This is a genomic window from Alkalihalobacillus pseudalcaliphilus, from assembly GCF_028610675.1.
Classification (GTDB): Bacteria; Bacillota; Bacilli; order Bacillales; family Bacillaceae_D; genus Alkalihalobacillus; species Alkalihalobacillus pseudalcaliphilus.
Genome location: NZ_JAQQWS010000001.1, coordinates 1,131,698 through 1,153,270, shown reverse-complemented (window position 1 = coordinate 1,153,270; position 21,573 = coordinate 1,131,698). Strand labels below are relative to the sequence as shown.

Sequence of the window (21,573 nt, the reverse complement as noted above, 5' to 3'; positions counted from 1 at the left end):
ACTTTTCTAAGTGGCTATGATATAGTCAAAAACGTACACATATCGATTGTTTGGAAGGGGTTATTGAAAGAATGCTACATCAATTTTCACGAAATGAATTAGCGATCGGACATGATGGTTTGGATCGTTTAAAAAATAGCACCGTAGCAGTACTCGGAATTGGAGGCGTTGGTTCTTTTTCAGCAGAAGCACTAGCACGTTCTGGAGTCGGAAGATTAGTGCTAGTCGATAAAGACGACGTTGATATTACTAATGTTAATCGTCAAATTCATGCTTTAGTTTCAACGGTAGGTCGTCAAAAAGTGGAGCTTATGAAAGAAAGAATCGCCGATATTAACCCTAACTGTGAAGTGATTGCTTTAAAAATGTTTTACACAGAAGACACGTATGAGCAATTTTTCTCTTATGGGTTAGATTATGTTATTGATGCAAGTGATACGATCTCATATAAAATCCATCTCATTAAAGAATGTCTTTCACGAAAAATCCCGATTATTTCTAGTATGGGAGCAGCGAACAAAATGGATCCAACTCGTTTGCGTGTGACGGATATTTCTAAAACAAGTTACGATCCCATTGCTAAAGTCATTCGCACAAAATTACGAAAAGAGGGCATTCATAAAGGTGTCGAAGTTGTCTTTTCAGATGAACGTCCGATCAAAATTCGTGAAGATATACGAAAAGAAATCGTCTCAGAAGCGGCTGAAGAAGGGAAAATTCGTAAAGCCAAAATGCCACCTTCATCGAATGCATTTGTACCTTCCGTTGCTGGACTGATTATGGCTGGCCATGTCATTACAAATTTACTAAACGGAATTGAAATATCAAGAGCATAATGAAGATATCAGCAGCTTTGTCTAGAGTTAAATCTAGATAAAGCTGTTTTTTCTTTGTATCCGTATAGCTCAAGTTGTTCTATTCTAAAAATGATCGGATATTTATAACAGGTAGGTGTAACCTTTGCCTTTGAATTTATAAGAAAACGATAACTTCTGTAGAAGCATTTTATGATAAAAGGTTGAAATATTTTGATTACTTCATTATACTGAGAGCAATTACATGAAGTGATCAGATCACCTTATCAATAATGAGAGAGAGGGAATCAGAATGAAAGTCTCGCTATTTATCACTTGTTTGAGTGATATCTTCTATACAGAAGTAGGAAAGGATGTTGTTGACGTATTAGAACGGCTTGGGTGTGAGATCGATTTCCCTAAGCAACAAACTTGCTGTGGTCAGCCTGCTTATAATAGTGGCTATCAAAAAGAAACAAGGGTTGTTGCTAAAAATATGATTCAAGCATTTGAACATGCTGAATATGTCGTATCACCATCTGGCTCGTGTGCAGCCATGTTTCATGAATACCCCCATCTTTTTAAAGATGATCAGGAGTGGAAAGAAAGAGCGAAAGCGTTAGCTAATAAAACGTTTGAATTCACGCAATTTATTGTTGATGTATTAAAAGTGAAAGATGTGGGAGCAAAGCTTTCAGTAAAGGCTACATATCATACCTCCTGTCATATGACACGTTTATTAGGAGTGAAGGAAGCACCGCTGATTTTATTAGAAAACGTGGAAGGGTTAGAATTTACAAACTTACCTAATAAGGAGAATTGCTGTGGATTTGGCGGAACTTTCTCTGTGAAAATGGTGCCTATTTCTGAACAGATGGTCAACGAAAAAGTTGCCCATGTAGAATCTACCAACGCAGAAGTTCTCATTGGGGCTGACTGTGGTTGCTTAATGAATATTGGTGGAAGGATCGATCGTCAAGGAAAACCGATAAAAACAATGCACATTGCACAAGTCTTAAATTCTAGATAAATAGGGAGCGAATGTAGTATGGCCATGAAGATTGGAAATCAGGATTTTAATCGTCGGGTTGATATAGGTGTTAAAGACACTTTTATGCGGAACGCGGTCGTTTCTGCACAAGAACGTTTAAAGAACGGAAGAATTCATGCAGCTGAAGAGTTAGGGAATTGGGAGGACTGGCGTGATTTGGCAGAAGAGATACGTCAGCATACTTTAGAAAATTTGGATTTTTATTTAGAACAGCTAGCCGAAAATGTGACGAAACAAGGTGGTCATGTCTTTTTTGCGGAAACGGCAGAGGAAGCCAATGAGTATATAAGGCATGTAGCAAAAGAGAAAGAAGCTAAAAAGATTATTAAATCAAAATCAATGGTAACTGAGGAAATTTCGATGAATGAAGCATTAGAAGAACTTGGCTGTGAAGTGATTGAAACAGATCTAGGTGAATACATCTTACAAATTGACGATCATGATCCACCATCACATATTGTCGCACCAGCCCTTCACAAAAATAAGGAGCAAATTCGTGAAACATTTCAAGTGAAAAAGGGCTATACAAAGTCTTCCAAGCCTGAAGAGCTCGCTTTATTTGCCCGTGAACAGTTACGTGGTGAATTTTTAACAGCAGACTTAGGTATCACAGGTTGTAACTTTGCTGTTGCGGAAACGGGGAGTATTTCTCTTGTTACAAATGAAGGAAATGCACGCTTAGCTTCATCATTACCTAAAACGCAAATAACGGTGATGGGGATGGAACGAATTGTTCCCACTTATCAAGAGCTGGATATTTTAGTGAGTATGCTTTGTCGAAGTGCGGTTGGGCAAAAGTTAACCAGTTATGTAACAGGATTAACAGGACCCAAAGGTGACGATGAAGTTGACGGACCGGAAGAATTTCATCTAGTTATCGTCGATAATGGACGATCAAACATTTTAGGGACAGAGTTTCAGTCTGCCTTACAATGTATTCGTTGTGCAGCCTGTATAAATGTATGTCCTATTTATCGTCATATTGGTGGTCATGCCTATGGTTCAATTTATCCTGGACCAATCGGTGCGGTTTTATCACCATTATTAGGTGGATATGATGATTATAAAGAGCTTCCATATGCATCAAGCTTATGTGCCGCCTGTACAGATGCGTGCCCGGTTAAAATCCCTTTACATGATCTCTTAATTCAACATCGTCGTCAAATTGTTGAGGAACAAGGTAGGGCGTCTGTTGGTGAGAAGTTGGCAATGAAAGGGTTTGGTATCGCAGCAAGCTCACCGAAGTTTTTTAGTAGTGCTAGTAAGTTTGCACCAACCGTGATGGGACCATTTTCGAAAGATGGAAAAATTTCAAAAGGGCCAGGTCCTGTGAAGCCTTGGACAGATATTCGTGATTTCCCTGAACCGGCGAAACAATCTTTCCGAAATTGGTTTGAAAAACGAGACAAAAAGGGTGAAAATTCATGACGAAAGGGACTATTTATAATCAGGATACTTTTTTAGCTACTATAGCTTCTCGTTTAGGGAGAGAGCGTAAGCGTGATGGAGTTGTGCGTCCGCAATGGACAAAGGAACCGCAGCGTCAAGTGTTTGCCGATGAAACACCGGTTCAATTAGTGGAACGCCTGCAGGAACAATGTTCAAGAATTCATACGACTTTTGAGCGCGTTACACAAGCTGGTTTAGCCAAGAAATTACATGAGGTTCTATCCCGTTATGATGGAAAAGAAGTCGTTTATTGGGATGATGAGCGTTTTGAAACTTTCGGTGTGAAATCAGCCTTTGCAAGTTATCCGGTTGAGGGAGCCATATTTCATGAATGGGACCCTGCTAAGAGAGAAGAGAATATAAAAATAGCCGAGAGAGCCGACGTCGGGATTACTTTTTCTGATATGACCTTAGCAGAATCAGGGACGGTCGTGTTAATAAGTAATGATAGAAAAGGGCGCTCTGTGAGTTTATTACCGACAAGTTATATCGCTATTATTCCAAAAAGCACAATTGTACCTCGTATGACACAAGCCACGGATATGTTACATGAGCTTGCTCAAGAGAAAGAGCGCTTTCCAAGCTGTGTGAACTTTATTTCTGGACCGAGTAATAGTGCAGATATAGAGATGAATTTAGTTGTGGGTGTGCATGGGCCAATTCGGGCGACGTATATAATCATTGATGATCAGTAAAAACCAAGCAACGTTGCTTGGTTTTTATTATTGGATACTATTTATTTAGCAACTCGTTCAAGGTTACCGTTCTTATCCATCTTAAAAGTTGGATGAGCTGTCTCTTCGTCATCCTCAAGAACAGCCATACGGCGAGCTCGATTCATAATTTGAATAAGAGATTGGTAATCTTCTTCAATAATCGTAGAATCCTGTTTTAATTTTTGTAATTCCTTTTGTAGTTGAGAAACTTCCATTTTTAAACTCTCATTTTCCTTTTCAAGCACATCAGCCTTCACCTGCCACATAGAAGTCGATTGCTTGTTCTGAGCGAGTGATTGTAGATATTGAATAACATTTTGAATATCCATTTCTTCTGCCATTTCCGTTTGTAGTGGAGGTGTAAACTTCTTTGCCCACGTAGGGTTAGCAGGTGGTGCTGCATAATAATAGTTATAGCTGGAAGCTCTTTTACGTTCTTTCCTCTCTTTTTTAGCTTGCTCAATTTGATTTAAATATTTCGCCCGGACGACGGCGTTCCAACGAAATCCACATGCTGCCGAAGTACGGTTAAGTTCATCTCCAACTTCATCAAAAGCCCTTAATTGAGTACTTCCCTCGGTAATATGGCGAAGCACAGTTTCCGCTAATAAAACATCGTCCTCGTGGGACCAAGCATCTTGTCTAACTTTCATTATTTTCATCTCCTTCAGTCTTTCTATCGTTTGTCTTTGATTTATAAGAGTTTTGACAAATTCACGTTTTTTATTTCTACTAGTCTCTACTATGTCCAGATTCAGCTAGGAATATACGAGTCACTTAAAGAATTGTAGAAGTCGGGTAAGGATCATTTGTGATAACATCTCAATGGCCCTTAGTATTCAAAGAATTCAGAAGCAAACAAATTGTATTTTGCTTCTTTTTTTATTGAAGGAGAACGTGTAGAATAAACGAGTAAGGGATAAAATTTGATTCCTTTCGACATTATTCGAGGGGAGATGCGGATGTTTAAATCATTAAGAATGAAATTGCTTTTGTTTTTTATCGGTACAACATTTTTACCGTTACTTTTTATTTCATATATTTCCTTTCAATCTCAAAAGCAAGATATAGAAAATCAACATAAGCAGCTCCTATACACATTAGGTGAAAGTGCTGCTGTTAATTTAGATGATTTTATACAAGAACGATTTAGCGATGTGTATGCATTAAGTGAGAATCCGCTCATTATGGAGCGAGACGCGAATATAGAAGAGATTTCAGCAGAACTAAATAAATTTGTGCAAATTCATTCTCTGTATTATGGGGCCATTTTCCTTAATGAAGAGGGAGTTGTTATCGCTGATACCGATCAGACAATGGTTGGTACAGACCTGTCTTCTAGAGAATGGGTGCAAAATACATTAAATGGTGGTTTTTTCCTTTCAGATATTTATCAATCAGATATGATCCAAGGACCTATTCTTATATTATCTGCATCGGTAGAAGATGAATTAGGGAATGTAATCGGTGCTGTTTCGCCTTCTTTTAATTTAATTGAACTTTGGGAAAGAATTGAATTAATTACGCGACAGCAACAAAGCATTGGTTTAGGTGGCTTTGCTTTTTTAATGAACGGTGATGGGCACTTAATTGCTCACCCGGAGATTGATCGAATGACTGATTTTAATTATTTCCAAGCGAATAACCTCTCTCAAGAACAATTGAACCATATGGTTAGGAACAATTTGTATTTTGAAAATGAAGAGAGAGAGCATCATCAATATTTTGTGCAACTAGATAAAACAAATGGTTTTGAGCATGACTGGTATATAGGAATATCGGTGCCAAAAAGTCATGTGGCAGAGCCGTTACAACAGCTAATCGGTAAGTATATATTTCTCTTTAGCTGTGTATTTGTTATTGTTATTTTTGCGATTGTGAAATTATCCAATTATATTGTTAAGCCATTACAGAAACTAGTCTATGCCACGTCTGACTTTGCCTTTGGAAAAATCGTCGATCCATTATCAACGAACGCTTATCATGAGGTAAACACATTGACTCGTGCATTTAATATGATGACAAGGCGCCTAGTGGAACGTGAGAAGAGCCAACAAAAATCATCACTTATATTAGAGGCTACTAATAACGGCATATTCGCCTTTCAAAGAGATAGCCGCTTAATTACGACGTTTAATAAGACGTGTGAAGAGTTATTTGGAGTAAAAAAAGAAGCGGTCATAGGCTTGAGAATTGATGATTTAATTAAATATAACGAAGGCTTTGCTCAATTCATTTATTGTGCAAAGCTACACGATGCATTAGAAAAAAGGAAATTTAATGATCGTTATGAATTTTATTGTCAGCATAAGGAAGAAGCACGTTATTTCTTCATGAGTGTTCAACCGCTGCCTTCAATGAATAACCAAGATGATTATGAAGGAATTTTGGTCGTATTTGATGATATTACCGATAAAAGAGAAATGGAGATGGAGCTTAATCGTTCTGAAAAACTGCAAATGGTTGGGCAATTGTCGGCAGGATTTGCCCATGAAATTCGAAACCCATTGACAACGATTCGTGGTTTTATGCAGGTTTTCAAAAGATCCGATGTGAACGTGGAGCAGCAAGAACATTATGATTTGATTTTGCAGGAAATTGACCGTGTGAACGATATTATTAGTGAGATGCTCAATATAGCTAATCCCAATGTTATAAGAAGTAAAGAAGAAACGAATATTAACGATGTAATTAAAGGGATTTTTTCTTTATATAAAACCGAGGCTGGTTGGCGTAGAACCCAAGTCATTCTTGAATTAGAGGATTTACCTACCTTATTTATAGAAAAAAATAAACTACACCAAATCATTATGAACCTAGTTAAAAATGGTTTAGAAGCGATCAATGTAGAAGGTGAACTGAAGATTCAAACCTATAAGTCTACAAATGGTGAGCAAGTTCTGATTAAGGTCATTGATAACGGAGAAGGTATGGATGAACGTACACTCGATAAACTGGGCACGCCATTTTTTACAACAAAAGAGTCTGGAACTGGATTAGGAATCATCACATGCTTCCGACTCGTAGAAGATCTTGGTGGGACCTTAAACGTTAAAAGTGAAAAAGAAAAAGGCACCATTTTCACAATTGAACTTCCGAACAAAAGAAGCAGTTAATGTGAAGATACGGAGGCAGGAAGAGTGGGTATCTGTACAAAGAACGTTAAACATATGTTCCTAAATTAAAAGACCATTCATCACCCAATATTAAGGAGCGAGCATCAGGACTGTTCAAACTGTTGGCACGTTTACAACTCGATCAGCATTAGGAGTCGGCCTGAACAAACAGGGAGCACTGTCCTACTAAGGGCATGGATCGCTAGATGGATGACGAGCTAACTTCACGGCACAAACTATCGCCCATAAGCAACTTTTATATAAAAGAGCAACCAGCAGCAATTAACTATTCTGCTAGTTGCTCTTTTTAACGTTTTGAGGCAGACTCTTTGAGTGATTCTAATCGGTGAAATACTTTAGCGAGCATTTTCTCGTGACCACTCTCTTTTGGCTGATAATACACTTTATTAACAAGGGCGTTCGGTAGATATTGCTGGTTGACCCATGAATTTGGATAATCATGTGGGTATTTGTAGCCAACACCTTTTCCTAACTTTGATGCGCCTTGATAGTGGCTATCTTGTAAATGCTCCGGAATTTCTCCTAGCTTTCCAGCACGTACATCGGCTATCGCAGCATCTAGGGCTTTATAAGCACTGTTGGACTTTGGCGATAAACATTGTTCCACGACAACATTAGCTAAAGGGATTCGTGCTTCTGGTAAACCTAAGCGTTCGACCGCATCTACGGCAGAGACGGTATGAACAGCCACATCTGGTGCAGCAAGTGAAATGTCTTCATAAGCAATAACAATTAACCGTCTACAGATGGCGGCTAAATCGCCACCCTCTATTAATCGAGCTAAATAATGCAAGGCAGCTGAGACATCACTACCTCTAATCGACTTTTGTAAGCTGGACAGTAGATTATAATAAATGTCGCTTTGTTTGTCATGGGTGAATCCTTTATTTTCAATACATTCTTCAATTGTGTGCTTGTGAACGATGGTTACACCTGCATCATTAGTTTCAGAAGCTTGAATCACTTCTTCTAGGACGGTTAAAGCCGACCTGGCATCACCACTAATAGATTGAGAAAGAAAAGAAAGTAACTCATTAGAGATTTCAATGTTTTCTTTTCCGAGTCCTCTCTCCTCGTCCTCTAATGCACGATTTAATAATTCTAGAATATCCTCTTGATTTAAAGGCTTTAATTCCTTTATTTGCCCACAGCGGCTTCTGATCGCGGGATTAACCTCATGAAATGGATTTTCTGTTGTTGCTCCGATGAGCGTAATAAGACCTCTTTCGACATGTGGTAATAAAAAGTCCTGTTGCAATTTATTAAAACGGTGAACCTCGTCAATAAATAAAATGAGGTTTCCTTCGGCTTTCGCTAGTTGGACAGCTTCTTCAATATCCTTTTTTCCGGCCGTTGTTGCATTTATAGCTTGGAATGGTTTTTCAACCGTGCCTGCAATGGCCTTAGCAATGGAGGTTTTACCCACACCAGGAGGACCATATAATAGCATGGAAGGAACATAACCCTTTTTTAACATTTTATAAAGCGATGTTTGCGTTCCAATCACATGCTTTTGACCGGCAACTTCGTCAATATTTCTCGGTCGCATGCGATAGGAGAGAGGCTCCGCTACTAGAGAATCAAAAAGCATGTCTTTTGCACCTCTTTCATAATTTGACAATCATACGTTCGTATTCATTCTCGTAATCATAGTGTAGCTTAAAATAAAGAAATTGCCAATGATAGACAAACTTTTGAACAACACATACCATTCCGGTCTCTTTTCATGATATAATGGAAAGGATATAGATGAGTGTGTGTATAAGTATTTTTTAATAGATAATGAGCAAACGAGGTGCTGGACACCTGTCAGGAGGTATTTGATTATGAAGATTTCAACAAAAGGCCGTTATGGTTTAACGATTATGATGGCATTAGCAAAAAAAGCAGGGGAAGGTCCGGTTTCACTTAAATCGATTGCGAAAGAAAATGATTTATCCGAGCACTACTTAGAACAATTAATAGCTCCTTTACGTAATGCGATGCTTGTTAAAAGTGTCCGTGGTGCATACGGAGGTTATATGTTATCTAAAGAAGCAAAGGATATTACAGCAGGAGATATTATTCGAGTGTTAGAGGGGCCTATTAGTCCTGTTGAGGTGATGGATAACGAAGAGCCAGCGAAACGAGATTTGTGGATTAAAATTCGTGATGCCGTCAAAAATGTATTAGATGAAACAACATTAGATGACTTGGCAAATTTTGAATCGGACGGGGAACAAGAGTATTATATGTTTTATATTTAATGATCGATTGATAAAAAATGTACGCCAAGTGAGAGGGACTCCCTTTCACTTCTCTTTTTGCCAAGAAGTGATAAGATAAATGAATTTGAGGTGTCACAGTAATGAAAAGTATTTATTTAGACCATGCGGCAACATCTCCCGTACATCCAGAAGTTGTACAAGAAATGTTTCACATATACGAGCATCAATTTGGGAACCCTTCTAGCATTCATCATGTAGGAAGGAAATCCCGCCAGTTATTGGATGAATCTCGTCGTTCTATTGCGAAACAATTAGGTGTTAACGACCATAGCTTAATTTTTACAAGTGGTGGAACAGAAGCAGATAATTTAGCCATTATTGGTTATGCGTTAGCGAATCGCGATAAAGGTAATCATATTGTTACAACAGCGATTGAGCATCATGCTGTGTTACATGCATGTGAGGAACTCGAAAAACATGGCTTTGAAGTGACGTATTTACCCGTTAATTCATATGGTCAAATTACACCTATGCAAGTAGAGCAAGCACTTAAAGAGGAAACGCTCTTAGTTACCGTTATGTTCGGAAACAATGAGGTGGGTACTTTACAGCCAATCGCAGAAATTGGTAAGTTGCTACAAAATCATCAGGCTGTTTTACACACTGATGCTGTACAGGCTTGCGGGCTCGTTGATATAAATGTGATAGAGCTAGGCGTGGACTTCCTTTCTATAAGTGCCCATAAAATCAATGGACCTAAAGGTGTGGGGCTTCTTTATGCTAAGGAAGGACTAAAGTTGCAACCGGCTTTATTTGGTGGTGAACAAGAACGAAAGAAAAGAGCTGGAACTGAAAATGTAGCAGGAATTGTTGGTTTTGCTAAGGCGCTTGAGCTATCCTATCAAAATCTTACAGAAAAAGTTGAGCAATATAAGAGCTTTTCACAGTGTTTTTTTGATATTCTATTGAAGTCAGGATTAAGCTTTCAATTTAACGGACATCAATCTGAACGCTTACCTCACATTTTTAATATAAGTTTTCCAGGTGTAAATGTTGAATCAATGCTCGTCAATCTTGATATGGAAGGCATTGCTGCATCGAGTGGTTCGGCTTGTACAGCTGGTTCGATTGACCCATCTCATGTGCTTGTGGCGATGTATCCTAAACAAGTGGAAAAATATAGTTCATCCTTACGATTCAGCTTTGGCTTAGGTACTACGTTAGAGGATATTGAGTACGCAGCAAGTAAAACCGTAAAGGTTGTACAACGTTTACAGCAAGATAAACCTTTTATTGTTTAATAAAAAAGTACGTTGATTTGTTTGACCTTCATTCAGACAAAATCACAAATGGTGGTGAATCAAATGAATAAAAGCCCTGAAAACACGAGGGTTGTAGTTGGTATGTCAGGAGGAGTTGATTCTTCTGTGACGGCGTTGCTTTTAAAAGAGCAAGGTTATGATGTAATCGGTATTTTCATGAAAAACTGGGATGATACGGATGAGAATGGATTTTGTACAGCAACAGAGGATTATGAAGATGTGATTCGAGTATGTAATCAAATCGGAATTCCTTATTATGCTGTTAATTTTGAGAAGCAATATTGGGATAAGGTATTTACTTATTTCCTTGAGGAATACAAATCTGGACGCACACCAAATCCAGATGTCATGTGTAATAAAGAGATCAAATTTAAAGCTTTTCTAAATCATGCCTTAACACTTGGGGCTGATTATGTGGCTACAGGACATTATGCTCAAGTGAAGGAAGTGGATGGAGAGTTTCAATTAATTCGTGGGGCGGATGACAATAAAGACCAAACGTATTTTTTGAATGCTTTATCTCAGCAGCAACTTTCAAAGGTGATGTTTCCATTGGGGCATTTACCGAAAAAAGAAGTGCGTGAGCTGGCAAAAAATGCACATTTAGCGACAGCAACAAAAAAAGATAGTACAGGAATTTGTTTTATTGGTGAGCGTAACTTTAAAGAGTTTTTATCGGAGTTTTTACCGGCACAACCTGGAGAAATGCAAACTTTAGAGGGCGTAGTAAAAGGGAAGCATGATGGCTTAATGTATTATACATTAGGACAACGTCAAGGTTTAGGAATTGGTGGAGCTGGTGAACCTTGGTTTGTGATTGATAAAAATGTCAAAGAAAATATCTTATATGTAGGTCAGGGTTATCATCATCAAGGTCTTTATTCCGAAGGGTTAGAAGCGATAGAAATGAATTATATCGCGACAGAGCCTAAACTCGAACCTTTTAATTGCACGGCAAAATTTAGATATCGCCAAACAGATGTAGCTGTGACTGTTTATCCTAAAGCAGATGGAACAGCTCGGATTCAATTTGCAGAACCCGAACGAGCGATTACGCCAGGACAAGCCGTAGTCCTCTACGACGGAGAACGTTGCCTAGGTGGAGGCACGATCGACCATATTATTAAAAAATGGACAGCCGTCAGCTAAACAAGGACCAAAACAAAGACCGAAAAGTCATGATATCTTGAGAAATGAGCCTCACTTATGGAACTTTTTTTATAAAAACAAGCAATTTTCGGGGAAAGTGCCAGTTAGGCGTTTTCCCTTTCCTTATTTTTAGGTACACTATAAGAGAGACTATTAACAAGCAGATAAACTGTGTAATAAACAAAGGGTGATAAGCGATGAATTGGAATGAACAAGGTATAGAAGCCATGAACGAACAAAATTACGAAGAAGCGGCTAAGGCTTTTACAAAAGCAATTGAAGAAGATAAAACGAATCCAATTGGCTATATTAACTTTGGCAATTTATTAGGGGCCGTGGGTGAAATAGAAAAAGCCCTCGTATTTTTTGATAAAGCAATTGAATTTGACGAAAAAGCTGCGACTGCGTATTACGGAGCAGGCACCATCTATTTCAAGCAAGATCAATTTGAACAGTCAGCTAAAATGTTTAAGCAAGCATTGACGCATGGGTTAAACGAGTCAGATGTTTATTTCATGTTAGGCATGAGCTATTATCAACTTGAAAGCTTGCCATATGCACAAGCGAATCTACAGCGGGCGGTTGAGCTAAATCCTGTGGATATTGATGCAAGATTTCAATATGGCTTAACACTTGCACAGTTAGAGTTAATTGATGAGGCGATTGAGCAATTTGAAGAGGTTATCAAACAAAACCCAGAACATGCAGATGCCTATTTTAATTTAGGCGTTGGATATGCGTACCATCAAAACCTCCCTAAGTCGCTCGAGGCTTTTAACAAGGCTTTAGACATTCAACCGACACATGGTTTAGCCGCTAATGGGAAAAGAACGATCGAAATAGCGTTAGAGCAAGGGTGATAATGTGGAAAATGAACAACCAAACAAAGAAGTCGTTCAAGTGAATCAAGATAAAACGATGGAGCAACCTTATATTAAAGGTGAGGTTGTTCATATCGTATTTCACAATGAAGAAAATTATTATACGGTTGCCCTTGTTCACGTGAAAAAAACGAATGAAGATTTAAAAGAAAAGAAAATTACCGTTGTTGGCATTTTGCCACAGCTTGAACCCGGCGAGCTTTATTTCTTTTATGGACAACTGACTCAGCATCCACGCTTTGGAAATCAATATAAAATCGAGACTTTTCAGCGAGCCTTGCCACAATCAAAAAATGGCGTTGTTCAATATCTAGCAAGTAGCCGCTTTCCTGGTATTGGGCAAAAGCGGGCGGAACAGATTGTGGAAGCTTTAGGAGAACGGGCTATTTCAAGAATTGTAGACGACCGCTCGGTTTTAAAACTAGTCCCTAAGCTACCAGATGAAATTGCTGATAAACTTTATCAACAATTAATGGACCAACAAGGTGTCGAACAAGTGTTATTGACTTTATCTAAATATGGATTCGGTGTAGAGCTTTCCATGAAGGTTTATCAAGAGTATAAAACTCAAGCGTTGGATGTCATTCGTACGAACCCTTATCAATTAATTGAAGACGTTGAAGGAATTGGCTTTAGGAGGGCCGACCTTTTAGGTGCTGAAATTGGGGTGACGGGTAATCATCCAGACAGAATCAAAGCAGGTTGTTTATTTCTTTTACAGGAACTATGTCTACAGGAAGGGCATATGTTTTTAAATGAGCAGGCGTTAGTTGAGCAAGTATGTCAGCTTTTATCGGCACCAAATAGTGTCATTACAGAAGAAGAGGTTAAAGAAAGACTCATGATGATGTCTGAAGAAAGTGACATTGTTATGGAAGATGATCGTGTTTATTTAAACTCCTTGTTTTTTGCTGAAAAAGGCATTGTTTCTAATGTGAGGCGTTTACTTAGTAGTGAGGTCGCTGATGAATTTCCAGAAGCAGAATTCTTAAAAGAACTAGGCCATGTGGAAGAAGAGTTTACGATTGAATATGCTCCCTCCCAAAGAGAAGCGATTCAAACGGCACTTTCCAAACCAATGATGATTTTAACGGGTGGCCCAGGTACCGGGAAAACGACAGTTATTAAAGGTATCGTTGAGTTGTATGCACGACTACATGGTATTTCGCTTGATCCAAAAGCTTATACGAGGAGTAATCCATTTCCTATCGTTTTAGTTGCCCCGACAGGTCGAGCTGCTAAACGAATGAGTGAGGCAACGGAGCTACCGGCAACAACGATTCACCGGTTACTTGGTTGGAAAGGGAATGCGGGTAGTTTTGAAAAAGATGAGACCGAACCAATACAAGGTTCACTTCTGATCGTAGACGAGGTGTCGATGGTTGATAGTTGGATTGCCAACCAATTATTGAGGTCTATTCCAAAATCCATGCAGGTGATTTTTGTAGGAGACCAAGATCAATTACCTTCTGTTGGACCAGGGCAAGTGTTAAAGGATTTACTTGATTCTACTGTTATTCCAACCGTTCCTTTAAACGTCATTTATCGACAAGAAGAAGGTTCTTCCATTATCGAATTGGCTCATGCTATCAAAGAAGGTGTTATGCCGCAAACGTTACCAGAGCCAAAAGCAGACAAGCGCTTTTTTCCTTGTAGTACCGATCAAGTGAAGGATGCGGTTTGGCAAATTTGTGATAATGCGAGACGGAAAGGTTTTACGGCAAAAGAAATTCAAGTGCTGGCTCCGATGTATAAAGGTCCCGCGGGTATTACGGAACTTAATGTAATGCTACAAGATTTATTTAATCCCAAAACAGAGCAAAAACGAGAGATTAAATTTGGTGAGGTTGCGTATCGGACTGGTGATGTGGTGTTACAGCTCGTGAATAATGCAGAAGAGAATGTTTATAATGGCGATCGTGGAGAAATCGTAGCGGTTTTTTATGCAAAAGAGAATGAAGAAAAGCAAGATCAACTCGTCATCTCCTTTGATGGTATTGAGGTTGTCTATTTGAAAAAAGACCTGAACCAGATTACACATGCTTATTGCTGCTCGATCCATAAATCACAGGGAAGTGAGTTTCCAATTGTGGTCATGCCGATAGTGAGGAGTTATCATCGCATGTTAAGACGTAATTTAATTTATACGGGGATTACACGGGCCAAGCAATTTTTACTTTTATGTGGAGAATTGCCGGCTATTCATACAGCGATCACAAAAAAAAATGATACGACTCGTCATTCGATGTTAAAAGAAAAGTTACAAGAGCTACTGACATAAGGGTCAGTAGTTTTTTGTATGGAAAACGTTCCTTGTCATAATCATATCCATAAGGAGAAAACTAAAAATGTTCGGAGGGGTGGCGAGTACTTTGCGAACATTTTCACTTCTTGAAGGTTTACCAGTCATTGATCTTGAATCTGGTGAGGATTTTGGGAAGGTCCTTGATTTAATTTGTGATGATGGTAAAGTATCCAGTATTGTCATTGATAAAAAGGGTTGGTTAAACCGCCACTTTCTAATTCCACTTGAAGATATTGATGCAATTGGGCATGAGGGGCTTATGGTGTCAGACTTAGCAAAGCTACACCATTACTCAAGTACAGAGAAAAAGAAACTTCATTTAAAGCATGGTAAACACCAATTTCGAGGAAAGCTACTGTTAAGTGCAGAAGGGGAAAAGTTCGGATTGGTAGAAGATGTATATTTTAATGAGGAATTGGGAACGATTACAGGGTATGAGGTGACAGATGGATTATTATCCGATTTTTTTGAGGGGCGAAAGGTGATCCGTGCTAGTGGGAAACTTGTCGTCGGTAAGGAAAAAGCCATCCTGTCTAGATAAGGGAGGCCCTGTTAATGCGTTGTCCTAATTGCCAAAGCAAAGATATTGGAAAGATAGGAACACATCAATACTATTGCTGGAACTGTTTTGTTGAAATGACTTTATCAAATGGTAAGCTTGCCATGCATCAAGTTGAAGAGGACGGAACCTTAAGTTCATTAGATGATTTGTTCGAGGACTCAGACCTGCAAGTAGGTTCATGATTCTAGTCTAAATCAATGACTAGTCGGTGAAGAAAAATCCAGAAAAGGATGTGACGCACATGCGTACAACAGCGATTAGTTCATTAGTAGCACTCGGTATCGGTGCAGCGGCCTATTCTTATTCAATGTCGAGTAGAAGGAATAAAAAGAAAGTCCAGTCTTTCTTTAAACCGGTAACCGATTTTGACTTTGACCAAATCGTCGACAAGAAATCGTGGAAAAAAGCGAAGAAAAAAGTCGCGAAAATGTTTTAGTCAATCTTTGGCCCTAGAGGATTAATCTCTAGGGCATTTTATGCTGGTTTTTTTGAGGGATAATATGCAAAAGAAGTATGAAAAGAGGGTTCAATGCGACGTAAATGGAAATGCTCGGCAATGAAGTGCTGAAAAGAGCCGTCAATGCGGAGCAAATAGAAATACAGGGCAAAGAAGCGATAAAAAGCGCATACATTGCCGTGCAAACTAGCATATGTAACAAGGGTGTCTTAGAAAAGTACAAGCGAAATAAAAATGAATGAATCCGCCAAAGAGAGAGACACTATCGGTTGAGGTGAGTCTGGTGGAGAAGCAAAGAGTTTCGCAACTATTATTATATGCCTTATTAGCACTTGTTATGTTGGCAATTATCTATGTGTTTATTGCTTTGGCACCTGCTTTTGAGCCTGTCTGGGTCGTGGCTCAAGCTTTATTTTGGCCATTTTTACTAGCGGCTACGATAACCTATTTATTGCATCCGATTGTGGAAGGACTCCATCAATACGGGTTGTCCCGAACTTTAAGTGTGCTTATAGTATTTCTAGTGCTAATTGGAACGATTGTTTTTGCTGCCATTTTAGGGGTGCCTTTTATCATTGAGCAAGTTCAAGAGGCAATGCAACTCCTGCCACAGCAATTTTCTCATTTACAGCAATATATTGAGCAAATCAGCGAGCAGATCGAACGCTTGCCAGCACCACTCTCCACCCATGTCGATGAATGGACAACACAAATTGAAAAGCTAGGAATACGGGCTCTTGATCAAGTTGAAAAAGTGGCTATTTCAATCTTACAATCGGCACTCGCTTTGGCTGTTATTCCATTTTTAGTATTTTATTTTTTGAAAGATTACGATCTAATACAAAAGGTTGCTTGGTATCTGTCCCCTAAAAAATATCGTGCTTCGCTACATCGTTATGCCAAAGATGTCGATCATTCGATTGGGAGTTATATTAGAGGACAAATTCTTGTATCAATTTGTGTCTTTATCCTCGCAACTGTAGGCTTATGGTTACTCGGTGTGCCTTATGCTATTTTACTCGGGTTATTTATAGGTGCTTGTGATATTATTCCTTACTTTGGGCCGATTATAGGAGCAGTTCCAGCAGTTATTGTCGCGTTAATGGACTCCGTGCATACGGGGATTCTCACAGTCGTCATTCTTTTTATTATTCAGCAAATTGAAGGGAATATTTTGTCTCCTATTATTGTCGGAAGAACTTTACATATGCATCCGTTACTTATTATTTTCGCCTTATTAATAGGAGTAGAAATAGGAGGGGTTGTGGGACTACTTTTAGCGGTGCCTATTTTGGCTGTTATTAAAGTTACCTTATTACACTTGCGTTTGCATTTGATGAAACATTGACTTTTGCGTAACGACTTTCTATAATAAAAGGGAAACTAAACCATATACAGGTAAGACGTTGATGGAATGAGTATGTAAGAAAACATAAAGAGAGGGATTCTCTAGGCTGAAAGGAATCCTATGATCACTTTTTACAGAAAGCTACTCCAGAGTGTAGGCAAAACCTACCGTTAGCCGCGTTAAGGCACTTAAGATATGAACAGGTTATTAATTTGTTTATAAATTAGGGTGGTACCGCGTGAGAATATCTCGTCCCTTTCCATAGGGGGCGAGTTTTTTTTATATAAGCTTGTATAGTACTTCGCGTGAGAACCTAATGCTAATCACTGTAATGAAAAGGAGAGTAAAGAGATGAAAAAGCTAACCTCTGCACAAGTAAGACAAATGTTTTTAGATTTCTTTAAAGAAAAAGGTCATGATGTTGAACCGAGTGCGTCGCTTGTACCTCATGAAGATCCGTCTTTATTATGGATTAATAGTGGTGTAGCAACATTAAAGAAATATTTTGATGGTCGTGTTATCCCTGAGAATCCCAGAATTGTAAATGCTCAAAAGTCGATCCGTACGAATGATATTGAGAACGTGGGGAAAACCGCTCGTCACCATACTTTTTTTGAAATGCTTGGAAATTTCTCGATTGGTGAGTATTTTAAAGAAGAAGCGATTGAATGGGCATGGGAGTTTTTGACAGATGAGAAGTGGATTGGTTTTGATCCTGAGAAATTATCTGTAACGGTACACCCTGAAGATCACGAAGCTTATGCATACTGGGAAAATAATATCAAAGTACCAACAGAAAGAATTATTCGTTTAGAAGGTAACTTCTGGGATATTGGAGAAGGTCCAAGTGGTCCGAATACAGAAATCTTCTATGACCGTGGTCCATCTTATGGGGATGATCCAACAAATCCTGAATTATATCCGGGTGGGGAAAATGACCGTTATTTAGAAGTATGGAACCTTGTATTTTCACAATTTAACCATAATCCAGATGGTACGTATACACCGTTACCAAAGAAAAATATTGATACAGGTATGGGGTTAGAGCGTATGGTGTCAGTCATTCAAGATGTTCCTACTAATTTTGATACGGATTTATTCGTCCCAATTATTGAAGCGACTAGCCAATTAACAGCGGTTAATTACGGTGATGCTAAAGAGACGGATGTTTCATTTAAAGTCATTGCTGATCACGTAAGAACCGTTGCTTTTGCGGTAACAGACGGAGCTTTACCATCTAATGAAGGCCGTGGTTATGTTTTACGCCGCTTATTACGTAGAGCTGTTCGTTACGCTAAGTTAATAGGTATCGATCGTCCTTTTATGTATCAACTTGTTCCAGTTGTTGGAGAAGTGATGAAAGACTTTTATCCTGAGGTGCTTGAGAAAAAGGATTTTGTTGCCAAGGTCATGAAAACAGAAGAAGAGCGATTCCACGATACGTTAAGTGAAGGGCTATCTATTTTAGAAAAAGTTATGGATGAAGCGATTAAAGCCAAGCAAAAGCAAATTGCAGGTGTCGATGTTTTCCGTCTTTATGATACGTATGGTTTCCCGGTTGATCTAACGGAAGAATATGTAGAAGAAAAAGGTTTAGAAATCGACCGTTTTGGTTTTGAAGAAGAGATGGAGAAACAGAGAACTCGTGCAAGATTAGCGAGACAAGAGTCTGGTTCAATGCAGGTTCAAGATGAGATATTAGGAGACTTAAAAACGGAAAGTACGTTTGTCGGATATGAGCATGTTCGTGCGGAGGCCGAAGTCAGTGTTATTATCGTCAATAAGATGAAAGTTGATGTGGCCAAGACAGGGGAAGAGGCACAAGTCATTCTTAAAGAAACACCATTTTATGCTGAGAGTGGTGGACAAGTTGCCGATAAAGGCGTGTTAAGAGCACGAGGCTTACTTGTGCGCGTTACCGATGTGAAAAAGGCTCCTAATGGACAGCACTTGCACACAGTTGTAGTTGAAGAAGGTGAACTTTCTTTAGGGCAACCGATTGAAGCAATCGTTGAAGAAACAGAGCGTAACAGTATTGTGAAAAATCATACAGCCACCCATTTATTACATCAAGCATTAAAAGATGTTTTAGGTGCTCATGTTAATCAAGCAGGATCTTTAGTATCTGATGAACGCTTACGTTTTGACTTTTCTCACTTTGGTCAAATGACGCAAGATGAGCTGAAGCAAATTGAAGCAATAGTAAACGAGAAGATTTGGGCTGCGATTGAAGTTCATATTTCTAATAAAACCATTGACGATGCTAAAGCAATGGGAGCTATGGCTTTATTTGGTGAAAAATACGGTGAAATCGTACGTGTTGTTCAAATCGGTGATTACAGCCTAGAGTTATGTGGAGGGTGCCACGTACGCAACTCTGCTGAAATTGGCCTTTTCAAAATTGTCTCAGAGTCAGGAATTGGGGCAGGAGTAAGACGGATTGAGGCTGTCACAGGTCAAGGTGCGTACCAATTCATGAAGGAACAATTAGACTTATTACATGACGCAGCAGAATTAGTGAAAGCGAAAAATGTCAAAGATGTTCCTGCTCGATTAGAGGCGATGCAACAACAAGTTCGTCAATTGCAAAAGGATAATGAATCATTATCTGCAAAATTGGGGAACTTAGAGGCTGGTAACTTAGTCAATGAAGTTATTGAGATTGACGGAGTAGCTGTTCTTGCGAAAAAAGTAGAGGCAAGTGACATGGATGGTTTACGTTCGATTGTCGATCAATTGAAACAAGACCTTAAATCAGGTATTATTGTTCTTGCTGCTGTTAATGGCCAAAAAGTCAATATTGTTGCTGGTGTGACAAAAGACTTAATGGGCCAAGGATATCATGCTGGCCAAATTGTGAAGGAAGTAGCTACACGCTGTGGTGGTGGCGGTGGTGGCCGTCCAGACATGGCTCAAGCTGGTGGTAAAAACCCCGATCAAGTGGAAGCTGCACTTGCATATGTGCCAGATTACGTAAAATCAATTTCCTAAATGAAACCAGATAGTGTACAATGGAATTAAACAAGCTATTTGTATAACAATCAAGCAAATGGTTAATTTAGAAAGAGGTGTTGGTGATGAGCTCTATGGACAAAACGATGCAGTTTAATTTTCCTGATGATTCGGTTGATGTTGATGTCCAAGAGGTTTTACTTTCTGTGTATGAAGCTTTAGAAGAAAAGGGCTATAATCCAATTAACCAAATTGTTGGTTATTTATTGTCAGGTGATCCTGCTTATATCCCAAGACACAAAGAAGCACGTACATTGATTCGTAAGCTTGAAAGAGATGAATTGATTGAGGCATTAGTAAAGTCTTATTTATCACAACATCGTAGGGAGATTGAATGAGAGCTTTAGGATTAGATGTAGGTACGAAAACGATTGGTGTCGCTTTAAGTGATGAGTTAGGGTGGACAGCACAAGGTTTAGTCACTTTGAAACGTGAAGAGGCTGATTTAGCAGCGGATCTTAAAAGCGTTTCAGACCTTGTGTTAGAGCACCAGATTAGTGTGGTCGTGGTTGGTTTACCGAAAAATATGAATGGTACAATTGGTCCTAGTGGCGAGATGTGCCAATCATTTGCAGAGGAATTAAAAGAGCTACATCCTTCTGTTGAGATTAAGCTGTGGGATGAACGACTAACAACCGTGGCTGCTGAGAGAATGCTCATTTCAGCTGATGTCAGTCGCAAGAAAAGAAAAAAAGTGATCGATAAAATGGCTGCTGTACTCATATTGCAGGGTTATCTTGATCATAAATCATAATGAGGTGTAAACATGTCTGAAGAGAAAGATCGCATTGTCATTCCGGATGAAAACGGAGACGAGCATTTATTTGATGAATTATTTAAATTTACCGTAGACGATACAGGTAAATCGTATATCCTTGTCACGCCAGCTGGTGAAGAAGCAGAGGACGAGGAAGTAGAAGTATTTGCATTCCGTTATGAGGATCGTGAAGATGAAGAAAATGATATCGCACTATTCCCTGTAGAAACAGACGAAGAGTGGGAAATCATTGAGGAAATGCTGAACACATTCTCAGAAGAAGGCGAAGAAGAGTAATTTTAGCCACGGGACCCGTAGTCTTGCACTCTGTGTGAGGTTGCGGGTTTGTTTTTTTGTGGATAAAGAACCTAATGAAAAATACATAGATGAGATATATTATAAAGAGGTACGCACAGATGTCATTTG

General features: G+C 39.0%; 20 protein-coding genes and 1 other annotated feature. Of the genes, 18 read left to right on the top strand and 2 right to left on the bottom strand.

The window, feature by feature from the left end:
* The first annotated feature begins 71 nt into the window (after nucleotides 1-71).
* From PQ479_RS05825 to PQ479_RS05810, 4 genes are all read left to right on the top strand, one after another.
* Nucleotides 72-836, top strand: a complete 765-nt coding sequence (locus PQ479_RS05825) for a tRNA threonylcarbamoyladenosine dehydratase (RefSeq protein ID WP_047988608.1) — start codon at nucleotides 72-74, stop codon at nucleotides 834-836.
* A 271-nt stretch (nucleotides 837-1,107) separates the two neighbouring features.
* Nucleotides 1,108-1,824, top strand: coding sequence for a (Fe-S)-binding protein (locus PQ479_RS05820; RefSeq protein ID WP_047988609.1), 717 nt, complete (start codon nucleotides 1,108-1,110; stop codon nucleotides 1,822-1,824).
* A gap of 18 nt (nucleotides 1,825-1,842) precedes the next feature.
* Nucleotides 1,843-3,273, top strand: a complete 1,431-nt coding sequence (locus tag PQ479_RS05815) for a LutB/LldF family L-lactate oxidation iron-sulfur protein (protein WP_047988610.1) — start codon at nucleotides 1,843-1,845, stop codon at nucleotides 3,271-3,273.
* Nucleotides 3,270-3,989 (top strand): LutC/YkgG family protein, encoded by a 720-nt coding sequence (locus tag PQ479_RS05810; RefSeq protein ID WP_047988611.1) that lies wholly within the window; start codon nucleotides 3,270-3,272, stop codon nucleotides 3,987-3,989. Before PQ479_RS05815 ends, PQ479_RS05810 begins: the two co-directional genes overlap by 4 nt.
* Nucleotides 3,990-4,030: 41 nt before the next feature.
* Here PQ479_RS05810 and PQ479_RS05805 read toward each other — a convergent pair whose 3' ends face one another.
* Entirely contained in the window at nucleotides 4,031-4,663 is a 633-nt protein-coding gene (locus PQ479_RS05805; RefSeq protein WP_047988612.1) for an RsfA family transcriptional regulator, read from the bottom strand.
* A gap of 309 nt (nucleotides 4,664-4,972) precedes the next feature.
* On the opposite strand from PQ479_RS05805, the gene PQ479_RS05800 reads away from it, so the two are divergent.
* Nucleotides 4,973-7,126, top strand: a complete 2,154-nt coding sequence (locus tag PQ479_RS05800; RefSeq protein ID WP_047988613.1) for a sensor histidine kinase — start codon at nucleotides 4,973-4,975, stop codon at nucleotides 7,124-7,126.
* Between the two features lie 307 nt (nucleotides 7,127-7,433).
* On the opposite strand, the gene PQ479_RS05795 is transcribed toward PQ479_RS05800, so the two are convergent.
* Nucleotides 7,434-8,738: a replication-associated recombination protein A gene (locus PQ479_RS05795; RefSeq protein ID WP_047988614.1), complete on the bottom strand. Its 1,305-nt coding sequence runs from the start codon at nucleotides 8,736-8,738 to the stop codon at nucleotides 7,434-7,436.
* Between the two features lie 235 nt (nucleotides 8,739-8,973).
* Between PQ479_RS05795 and cymR the strand changes: the two genes are divergently transcribed.
* From cymR to PQ479_RS05730, 13 genes are all read left to right on the top strand, one after another.
* Nucleotides 8,974-9,393, top strand: coding sequence for a cysteine metabolism transcriptional regulator CymR (gene cymR / locus PQ479_RS05790; RefSeq protein WP_047988615.1), 420 nt, complete (start codon nucleotides 8,974-8,976; stop codon nucleotides 9,391-9,393).
* A 101-nt stretch (nucleotides 9,394-9,494) separates the two neighbouring features.
* Complete coding sequence (locus PQ479_RS05785; RefSeq protein ID WP_047988616.1) at nucleotides 9,495-10,655, top strand: cysteine desulfurase family protein; 1,161 nt, start codon at nucleotides 9,495-9,497, stop codon at nucleotides 10,653-10,655.
* 48 nt (nucleotides 10,656-10,703) lie between these two features.
* Nucleotides 10,704-11,825 (top strand): tRNA 2-thiouridine(34) synthase MnmA, encoded by a 1,122-nt coding sequence (mnmA, locus tag PQ479_RS05780; RefSeq protein WP_083991290.1) that lies wholly within the window; start codon nucleotides 10,704-10,706, stop codon nucleotides 11,823-11,825.
* Between the two features lie 197 nt (nucleotides 11,826-12,022).
* The gene (locus PQ479_RS05775) at nucleotides 12,023-12,685 is read left to right on the top strand and encodes a tetratricopeptide repeat protein (protein WP_047988618.1); all 663 of its coding nucleotides are present in this window, start codon (nucleotides 12,023-12,025) and stop codon (nucleotides 12,683-12,685) included.
* A 58-nt stretch (nucleotides 12,686-12,743) separates the two neighbouring features.
* Complete coding sequence (recD2, locus tag PQ479_RS05770; RefSeq protein ID WP_047989524.1) at nucleotides 12,744-14,987, top strand: SF1B family DNA helicase RecD2; 2,244 nt, start codon at nucleotides 12,744-12,746, stop codon at nucleotides 14,985-14,987.
* 67 nt (nucleotides 14,988-15,054) lie between these two features.
* A complete protein-coding gene (locus PQ479_RS05765; protein WP_273716820.1) occupies nucleotides 15,055-15,552 on the top strand; it encodes a PRC-barrel domain-containing protein in 498 nt (165 codons plus the stop codon).
* Nucleotides 15,553-15,566: 14 nt separating this feature from the next.
* Nucleotides 15,567-15,755 carry a hypothetical protein gene (locus PQ479_RS05760; RefSeq protein WP_047988619.1) on the top strand — a complete coding sequence of 63 codons (189 nt, stop codon included), beginning with the start codon at nucleotides 15,567-15,569 and terminating at the stop codon, nucleotides 15,753-15,755.
* Between the two features lie 59 nt (nucleotides 15,756-15,814).
* On the top strand, nucleotides 15,815-16,009 hold the full coding sequence (locus PQ479_RS05755; RefSeq protein WP_047988620.1) for a DUF3918 family protein: 195 nt from the start codon (nucleotides 15,815-15,817) through the stop codon (nucleotides 16,007-16,009).
* A gap of 304 nt (nucleotides 16,010-16,313) precedes the next feature.
* Nucleotides 16,314-17,378, top strand: coding sequence for an AI-2E family transporter (locus PQ479_RS05750; protein ID WP_053070385.1), 1,065 nt, complete (start codon nucleotides 16,314-16,316; stop codon nucleotides 17,376-17,378).
* A gap of 49 nt (nucleotides 17,379-17,427) precedes the next feature.
* Nucleotides 17,428-17,638, top strand: a binding site (T-box leader).
* A gap of 91 nt (nucleotides 17,639-17,729) precedes the next feature.
* Nucleotides 17,730-20,369 (top strand): alanine--tRNA ligase, encoded by a 2,640-nt coding sequence (gene alaS, locus PQ479_RS05745; RefSeq protein WP_047988621.1) that lies wholly within the window; start codon nucleotides 17,730-17,732, stop codon nucleotides 20,367-20,369.
* A gap of 86 nt (nucleotides 20,370-20,455) precedes the next feature.
* The gene (locus tag PQ479_RS05740; RefSeq protein ID WP_047988622.1) at nucleotides 20,456-20,728 is read left to right on the top strand and encodes an IreB family regulatory phosphoprotein; all 273 of its coding nucleotides are present in this window, start codon (nucleotides 20,456-20,458) and stop codon (nucleotides 20,726-20,728) included.
* A complete protein-coding gene (gene ruvX / locus PQ479_RS05735) occupies nucleotides 20,725-21,144 on the top strand; it encodes a Holliday junction resolvase RuvX (protein ID WP_047988623.1) in 420 nt (139 codons plus the stop codon). The genes PQ479_RS05740 and ruvX overlap by 4 nt, the downstream gene beginning before the upstream one ends.
* Nucleotides 21,145-21,156: 12 nt before the next feature.
* Nucleotides 21,157-21,444: a DUF1292 domain-containing protein gene (locus PQ479_RS05730; protein ID WP_047988624.1), complete on the top strand. Its 288-nt coding sequence runs from the start codon at nucleotides 21,157-21,159 to the stop codon at nucleotides 21,442-21,444.
* The last annotated feature ends 129 nt before the right edge of the window (nucleotides 21,445-21,573 follow it).

What these genes read in the sequence shown, in the direction of transcription:
- PQ479_RS05825 (WP_047988608.1), top strand. Translation starts at nt 72, where the DNA reads ATGCTACATCAATTTTCACGAAATGAATTAGCGATCGGACATGATGGT.
- PQ479_RS05820 (WP_047988609.1), top strand. Translation starts at nt 1,108, where the DNA reads ATGAAAGTCTCGCTATTTATCACTTGTTTGAGTGATATCTTCTATACA.
- PQ479_RS05815 (WP_047988610.1), top strand. Translation starts at nt 1,843, where the DNA reads ATGGCCATGAAGATTGGAAATCAGGATTTTAATCGTCGGGTTGATATA.
- PQ479_RS05810 (WP_047988611.1), top strand. Translation starts at nt 3,270, where the DNA reads ATGACGAAAGGGACTATTTATAATCAGGATACTTTTTTAGCTACTATA.
- PQ479_RS05805 (WP_047988612.1), bottom strand. Translation starts at nt 4,663, where the DNA reads ATGAAAGTTAGACAAGATGCTTGGTCCCACGAGGACGATGTTTTATTA.
- PQ479_RS05800 (WP_047988613.1), top strand. Translation starts at nt 4,973, where the DNA reads ATGTTTAAATCATTAAGAATGAAATTGCTTTTGTTTTTTATCGGTACA.
- PQ479_RS05795 (WP_047988614.1), bottom strand. Translation starts at nt 8,738, where the DNA reads ATGCTTTTTGATTCTCTAGTAGCGGAGCCTCTCTCCTATCGCATGCGA.
- cymR (WP_047988615.1), top strand. Translation starts at nt 8,974, where the DNA reads ATGAAGATTTCAACAAAAGGCCGTTATGGTTTAACGATTATGATGGCA.
- PQ479_RS05785 (WP_047988616.1), top strand. Translation starts at nt 9,495, where the DNA reads ATGAAAAGTATTTATTTAGACCATGCGGCAACATCTCCCGTACATCCA.
- mnmA (WP_083991290.1), top strand. Translation starts at nt 10,704, where the DNA reads ATGGTGGTGAATCAAATGAATAAAAGCCCTGAAAACACGAGGGTTGTA.
- PQ479_RS05775 (WP_047988618.1), top strand. Translation starts at nt 12,023, where the DNA reads ATGAATTGGAATGAACAAGGTATAGAAGCCATGAACGAACAAAATTAC.
- recD2 (WP_047989524.1), top strand. Translation starts at nt 12,744, where the DNA reads ATGGAGCAACCTTATATTAAAGGTGAGGTTGTTCATATCGTATTTCAC.
- PQ479_RS05765 (WP_273716820.1), top strand. Translation starts at nt 15,055, where the DNA reads ATGTTCGGAGGGGTGGCGAGTACTTTGCGAACATTTTCACTTCTTGAA.
- PQ479_RS05760 (WP_047988619.1), top strand. Translation starts at nt 15,567, where the DNA reads ATGCGTTGTCCTAATTGCCAAAGCAAAGATATTGGAAAGATAGGAACA.
- PQ479_RS05755 (WP_047988620.1), top strand. Translation starts at nt 15,815, where the DNA reads ATGCGTACAACAGCGATTAGTTCATTAGTAGCACTCGGTATCGGTGCA.
- alaS (WP_047988621.1), top strand. Translation starts at nt 17,730, where the DNA reads ATGAAAAAGCTAACCTCTGCACAAGTAAGACAAATGTTTTTAGATTTC.
- PQ479_RS05740 (WP_047988622.1), top strand. Translation starts at nt 20,456, where the DNA reads ATGAGCTCTATGGACAAAACGATGCAGTTTAATTTTCCTGATGATTCG.
- ruvX (WP_047988623.1), top strand. Translation starts at nt 20,725, where the DNA reads ATGAGAGCTTTAGGATTAGATGTAGGTACGAAAACGATTGGTGTCGCT.
- PQ479_RS05730 (WP_047988624.1), top strand. Translation starts at nt 21,157, where the DNA reads ATGTCTGAAGAGAAAGATCGCATTGTCATTCCGGATGAAAACGGAGAC.